A 6,433-nucleotide genomic window follows, 5' to 3' on the forward strand; every position below is an offset into this window, starting at 1 on the left:
GCGTTCCATGCAGGCATCCTGTGTTTTAAGTAGTGCTACCCTGCCGCACAAATTCAAAGTGCGCAAGCTGCTCTTCCCGAAAATGCTGACGGTCTACCTTCAGGTAAGCCATGGCGGCCTCTTCCACGATCACCACGTCTTCCACGCCCGGCAGTTTTCGCAGGTTCTGGTCGATCTCGTCAAAACTGATACTCACGGCGTTTTTCAGCTGTACCACAAAACTGGTGGTGTAACCCGGTGCAGGCATGGTTAAAGCCACCAGCAACCATACCACCAGCGCTGCGGCCATCAGCCAGAGCACACCTTCCAGGCCAGCGGTCTGCAACAGCCAGCCACCCAGTGCACCGCCCAGAAACGCGCCGAAGAACTGGGAAGTGGAATACACGCCCATGGCGGTGCCCTTGGCCGCAGCCGGGGCTTCTTTGCTGATCAGCGACGGCAAGCTGGCTTCCAGCAGATTGAACGCCATAAAGAAGAAGAATAGCACAGCCCACGCCAGCCACAGGCTCTGGCCGACACCGGTCATCGACGCGGCCGCCAGCGCCAGCAAGGCGATGGCACCGCACAGCACCGGCTTCATTTTACGCTTCTTCTCGCCAACGATGATGAACGGCACCATGGCGAAGAACGAGGTAATCATAACGCTGAGGTAGAACCACCAGTGGGAACTGGCCTTCAGCCCCAGCTGATCCTGCAACATGGTGGGGAACACCAGGAACAGTGCGGTCAGTACAAAATGCAGGATGAAAATGCCGAAATCGAGCCGCAGCAGCCGGCCATCCGCCAGGACACGGCTGACCATTTCCCGGGCCGGATGGGTGTCGGCACTGACCTTGTGCTGGTGCGGTGTGGGCACAACCCGGGCAACCACCACCAACGCCAGAACCGCCAGTACCGCGGTGGTATAGAAAATCCCGGACAGCCCCCAGGCAGCTCCCAGCAGCGGGCCCACAACCAGGGAGACCGAAAACGACAGGCCAATGGAAATGCCCACGGTGGCCATGGCCTTGGTGCGCTGCTCCTCCCGGGTGAGATCACTGAGCAACGCCATCAGCACGCTGGCAATCGCGCCGGCGCCCTGAAGAATCCGCCCGGCAATAACTACGTATATGGAATCGGTAGCGCCAGCCAGCACACTACCGGCTGCGAACAGAACCAGGCCGATGTAGATCATCCGCTTGCGGCCAACCCGGTCTGACAGCAAGCCGAACGGAATCTGCAGCAGTGCCTGACTCAGGCCGTAGGCACCAATTGCGAAACCGATCAGCGCGGGCGTAGCGCCTTCGAGGTCGCTGCCCAGCAAAACGAAGACCGGCATTACCATGAACAGGCCCAGCATACGCATGGCGTATACCGATGCCAGAGCTACTACTGAGCGTTTTTCAAGCGCGTTCATGCTAACCCGTGCCGGACTGGTTGAATGTATAGGCGCAGCCTGTCACTGCGAGCGGCGCATTGTACCAGAAGCGCTATGCAGACGGGACTACTCACAACGGGGTGGCTAACGGCGGCTGAGAGTGGCCAGGCGCGTCTGTACACGGTTTAGCCGGCGCCACCCGAAAACGATATAATCGACGTTTTTACCCAAGCGAGGTGTTATGGACCATATCCAGATCAAGGGTGCACGCACCCACAACCTGAAGAACATCGACCTGGATATGCCGCGGGACAAGCTGATTGTCATCACAGGCCTTTCCGGTTCCGGTAAATCTTCCCTGGCGTTCGATACGCTGTATGCCGAAGGCCAGCGCCGGTACGTGGAATCGTTGTCCACCTATGCCCGCCAGTTCCTGTCGATGATGGAAAAACCCGATGTGGACCACATCGAAGGCCTTTCCCCGGCCATTTCCATCGAGCAGAAATCCACCTCCCACAACCCGCGTTCTACTGTGGGTACCATTACCGAGATATACGACTACCTGCGCCTGCTGTTCGCCCGCGCCGGCGAACCCCGCTGCCCGGACCACGGCCAGCCGCTGGAAGCCCAGACCGTAAGCCAGATGGTCGACCAGGTGATGGCCATGCCGGAAGGCAGCAAACTGATGATCCTGGCCCCGGTCATCCGGGATCGTAAAGGCGAACACCTGCAGGTGATCGACACCATGCGCAGCCAGGGCTTCATTCGCTTGCGGGTCGACGGTACCGTTTACGATATCGACGATGTACCGGCGCTGGATAAAAAGCGCAAACACCAGATTGATGTGGTGGTCGACCGGTTCAAGGTGAAGGAAGGCCTGGAGCAGCGGCTTGCCGAGAGCTTTGAAACCGCTCTGGAGCTTGCCGACGGCATTGCCCTGGTTGCCCCCATGACCGGCGAAGGCGAGGAACACACCTTCTCAGCCCGCTACGCCTGTACCCAATGCGGCTACGCCCTGAGCGAACTGGAACCCAAGCTGTTTTCTTTCAACAACCCGGCCGGCGCCTGCCCCACATGTGACGGCCTGGGCGTGCGCCAGTTTTTCGACGCCGAAAAGGTTATCCAGAGCCCGGAAGCCACCCTGGCCTCCGGCGCCATCAAAGGCTGGGACCGCCGCGCCGTGTACTATTTCCAGATGCTCACCAGCGTGGCGGAGCACTACGGCGTTGACCTGGAAACACCCTGGGAAGAGCTGCCGGAAAACTTCCAGCAGGCCCTGCTGTATGGTTCCGGCGATGAAGACATCACCTTCCGGTATGTAAATTCCCGCGGCCATATCATGGAAAAGGCACACCCGTTCGAGGGCATACTGCCCAACCTGGAACGCCGCTACCGGGAAACTGACTCCCAGAGCATGCGCGAAGAACTCGCCCGCAACCTCAGCACCCAGCCCTGTAAGGATTGCGGCGGCTCACGCTTGCGCCGCAGCGCCCGCCATGTGTTTATCGAAGAGCGTACCCTGCCGGAAATCACCCGGCTGCCTGTCGGCGACGCCCATCGCTACGTGAGCGAACTGGCCCTGCCCGGCCGCAAAGGCGAAATCGCCGAGAAAATCCTCAAGGAAGTGCGCGAACGCCTGCAATTCCTGGTTAACGTCGGGCTGGAATACCTAACCCTGGAACGCAGCGCCGACACACTGTCCGGCGGTGAAGCCCAACGCATCCGGTTAGCCAGCCAGATCGGCGCGGGCCTGGTGGGCGTCATGTACATTCTCGATGAGCCATCCATAGGCCTGCACCAGCGGGACAATGATCGCCTGCTGGCCACCCTCACCCACCTGCGGGACCTGGGCAACACCGTGATCGTGGTGGAGCACGACGAAGACGCCATCCGCGCCGCCGACTACGTGATCGACATCGGCCCGGGCGCCGGCGTACACGGCGGCGAAATCGTCGCCCGCGGTACCCCGGCCGAGATCATCGCCAACCCGGCGTCCATGACCGGCCAGTATCTCAGTGGCGAAAAGGAAATTGCCGTTCCCAAAGCCCGAAATAAAGGCAACGGCAAAAAACTGGTGCTATCCGGCGCCTCCGGAAACAACCTGCAGAACGTCACCCTGAACCTGCCACTGGGCGTGATGACCTGCATCACCGGTGTATCCGGCTCCGGCAAATCCACCCTGATCAACGCCACCCTTTATCCGGTGGCGGCAGCCAAGCTGAACAAAGCCACCAGCCTGAGCCACGCCCCCTACAAAAACCTCAAGGGCCTGGACCACCTGGACAAGGTCATCGACATAGACCAGAGCCCCATCGGCCGAACCCCCAGATCCAACCCGGCCACCTACACCGGCCTGTTCACCCCCATCCGTGAACTCTTCGCCGGCACCCAGGAGGCCCGGTCCCGAGGCTACAAACCCGGCCGGTTCTCCTTCAACGTCAAAGGCGGCCGTTGCGAAGCCTGTCAGGGCGATGGCGTAATTAAGGTAGAGATGCACTTCCTGCCCGACGTGTACGTGCCCTGCGACATCTGCAAAGGCAAACGCTACAACCGAGAAACCCTCGAAGTACGCTACAAAGGCAAAAACATCAACGAAGTGCTGGAAATGACCGTTGAAGAAGGCCGCGAATTCTTCGACGCCGTGCCTTTCATCGCCCGAAAACTGCAAACCCTGATCGACGTGGGCTTGTCGTACATCCGCCTCGGCCAAAGCGCCGTCACATTGTCCGGCGGCGAAGCCCAGCGGGTAAAACTGGCCAAGGAACTGTCCAAGCGCGATACCGGTAAAACCCTGTACATACTGGATGAACCGACTACCGGCCTGCATTTCTACGACATCCAGCAGTTGCTGACCGTACTGGAACGGTTGCGCGACCATGGCAACACCATTGTGGTGATCGAGCACAACCTGGATGTGATTAAAACGGCGGACTGGATTGTAGATCTGGGCCCGGAGGGTGGTTCAGGTGGCGGGCAGATTATTGCCGAGGGAACTCCGGAGGAGGTGGCGGACAATCCGGCGTCGCATACCGGGCGTTATTTGAAGCCTATGCTGGAATGACTTTTAGCCACGGAATCCACTGAAAGACACCGAAAAATAAAGACAAGGACGTTTTTGCCACGAAAACCACGAAAGGACACTAAAAAATAAGGCCTCTGTTTTACAAAAGGTATGCCCCGGAAGACCGGACGGTCAGGGTGGTGTGGGTGAATTTTCTGCCGGAAAAAGATGTCTGAGCGAAGCGAGTTGTTTTTCCAAAGAAAATTCACCCACACCACCCTGACCAGCCCCCGATACGTAACCGTCCGGTAAACCCATCTTGAGCCAGGCGCTGCGGCCGTCAGGATAGTGTCCACTTATTTTTAAGTGGACACTTAACATGACCAACATAAGCGTAACCAAGCCCTACCAAAAACGTCGTCGTTACTCCAAAGAGCTGAAGGCTCGTATCGTCGCCGAATGTCTGAAGCCCGGGGCGTCTGTTTCCCGGATTTCGCTGGATAACGGTCTCAACGCCAACATGGTCCGGCGCTGGATGAGCGAAGCGCGAAGGGCGGCTAAAACTCCGGAAGCACCTGGATTCGTTCCGGTCCGTCTGCCAGCCGTAGCGCCTGTGCCGGACACCCTGTCAGTCTCGAATCAATGTAGCACCATCCGCATCAAGATTCCCCGCGCCGGTGGTGCGGTTGTGGTGGAGTGGCCTGCGGAGCAAGCCCATCAGTGTGCGGCTTTGCTTCGGGATCTGTTGGGATGATCCGCATTGATGAGATCTGGCTGGCCACCGAACCGCTGGATATGCGGGCCGGACCCGACAAGGCCCTGGCGCGGGTTATTCAGGTATTCGGTTCGGCTAAACCCCATTGCGCCTACCTGTTCGCCAACAAGCGAGGCAATCGGATGAAGGTGCTGATCCATGATGGCCTGGGCATCTGGTTGTGCGCCCGCCGGCTGAACCGGGGTAAATTCCACTGGGGCGAAACCTGGCGCGGTGACCAACTGCGCCTGACCGAGGAACAGTTGTCTGCCTTGGTTCAGGGCCTGCCCTGGCAGCGCATTGGCGCGGAGGGCGTCATCTGCATCCTGTAATCACAAGTGCTGTGATGCCGCTATAGCCAGAACCGCGAATCGCCTGCCGAACAGGGACTTGGCATACTAGGCGGCATGACTCAGCGCCCCGATATCAACCAACTCTCAGCCGATCAGCTCCGCGCTCTGGCGACGGAACTGATGGACTCTCTGGACGCCAAGGATCAAGCCTTGGGCCGGAAGGAGCGGGAGTTGGTGCGCCGCAATGCCATCATCGAGAAGCTGACCCACGAAGTCGCCGTCCTCAAACGTCACAAGTTCGCCCGCCGCAGTGAGCAACTCGATGCCGTTCAGGGCAAGCTCCTGGACGAGCTGATCGACAGCGACCTGGCCGCCATCGAAGCCGAGCTGGACCAGGCGATGACTGAGGAGCAGAAGGCCGCTCGACCCAAGCAGAAGCCCAAGCGCACCCCGCTGCCACCGGAGCTGCCCCGTACCCTGATCCACCACGAACCGGACAATACCCGGTGCCAGTGTGGCTGCCAGCTCAAGCGTATTGGCGAAGACATCAGCGAGAAGCTGGATTACGTCCCGGGCGAGTTCACGGTGGAGCGCCACATCCGGGGCAAGTGGGCCTGCAACCAGTGCGAGACCTTGGTCCAGGCACCGGTACCACCGCAGGTGATCGACAAGGGCATCCCCACCGCCGGCCTGCTGGCTCAGGTGTTGGTGGCCAAGTACGCGGACCACCTGCCACTGTACCGTCAGGAACGCATCTTCGGCCGTGCCGGCCTGGAAATACCCCGTTCAACACTCGCCGAATGGGTCGGTGCCTGCGGTGTGCAGTTGCAGCCCCTGGCAGATGCGTTGAGAAACGCCTTGCTGGAACACAACGTTCTGCACGCCGATGAAACGCCGGTCAGCATGTTGGCTCCGGGTAAGAAGAAAACCCACAAGGCCTACGTCTGGGCTTACTGCACCACACCGTTCTCGGACCTGAAAGCCACCGTTTACGACTTCGCCCCAAGCCGGGCGGGTGAACACGCCCG

At 59.8% G+C, this 6,433-nt stretch carries 5 protein-coding genes; 4 read left to right on the top strand and 1 reads right to left on the bottom strand.

From position 1 onward, the window contains the following. Window positions 1–25: 25 nt before the first annotated feature. Window positions 26–1,396, bottom strand: a complete 1,371-nt coding sequence (locus B9Q17_RS12955) for an MFS transporter (RefSeq protein WP_094625530.1) — start codon at window positions 1,394–1,396, stop codon at window positions 26–28. 202 nt (window positions 1,397–1,598) lie between these two features. Between B9Q17_RS12955 and uvrA the strand changes: the two genes are divergently transcribed. From uvrA to tnpC, 4 genes are all read left to right on the top strand, one after another. Then, the gene (uvrA, locus tag B9Q17_RS12960) at window positions 1,599–4,418 is read left to right on the top strand and encodes an excinuclease ABC subunit UvrA (protein WP_094625531.1); all 2,820 of its coding nucleotides are present in this window, start codon (window positions 1,599–1,601) and stop codon (window positions 4,416–4,418) included. A gap of 319 nt (window positions 4,419–4,737) precedes the next feature. Beyond that, entirely contained in the window at window positions 4,738–5,112 is a 375-nt protein-coding gene (gene tnpA, locus B9Q17_RS12965) for an IS66-like element accessory protein TnpA (RefSeq protein ID WP_094624791.1), read from the top strand. Then, a complete protein-coding gene (gene tnpB, locus B9Q17_RS12970) occupies window positions 5,109–5,444 on the top strand; it encodes an IS66 family insertion sequence element accessory protein TnpB (protein ID WP_022990718.1) in 336 nt (111 codons plus the stop codon). The genes tnpA and tnpB overlap by 4 nt, the downstream gene beginning before the upstream one ends. 75 nt (window positions 5,445–5,519) lie before the next feature. Beyond that, the coding region (gene tnpC, locus B9Q17_RS12975) for an IS66 family transposase (protein WP_154707622.1) at window positions 5,520–6,433 on the top strand (914 nt) is incomplete at its 3' end.

The sequence above is a fragment of the Marinobacter vinifirmus genome (genome assembly GCF_002258215.1).
GTDB classification, from domain to species: Bacteria; Pseudomonadota; Gammaproteobacteria; order Pseudomonadales; family Oleiphilaceae; genus Marinobacter; species Marinobacter vinifirmus.

Coding starts and splice junctions, on each gene's coding strand:
- B9Q17_RS12955 (WP_094625530.1), bottom strand. CDS start 1,396: ATGAACGCGCTTGAAAAACGCTCAGTAGTAGCTCTGGCATCGGTATAC.
- uvrA (WP_094625531.1), top strand. CDS start 1,599: ATGGACCATATCCAGATCAAGGGTGCACGCACCCACAACCTGAAGAAC.
- tnpA (WP_094624791.1), top strand. CDS start 4,738: ATGACCAACATAAGCGTAACCAAGCCCTACCAAAAACGTCGTCGTTAC.
- tnpB (WP_022990718.1), top strand. CDS start 5,109: ATGATCCGCATTGATGAGATCTGGCTGGCCACCGAACCGCTGGATATG.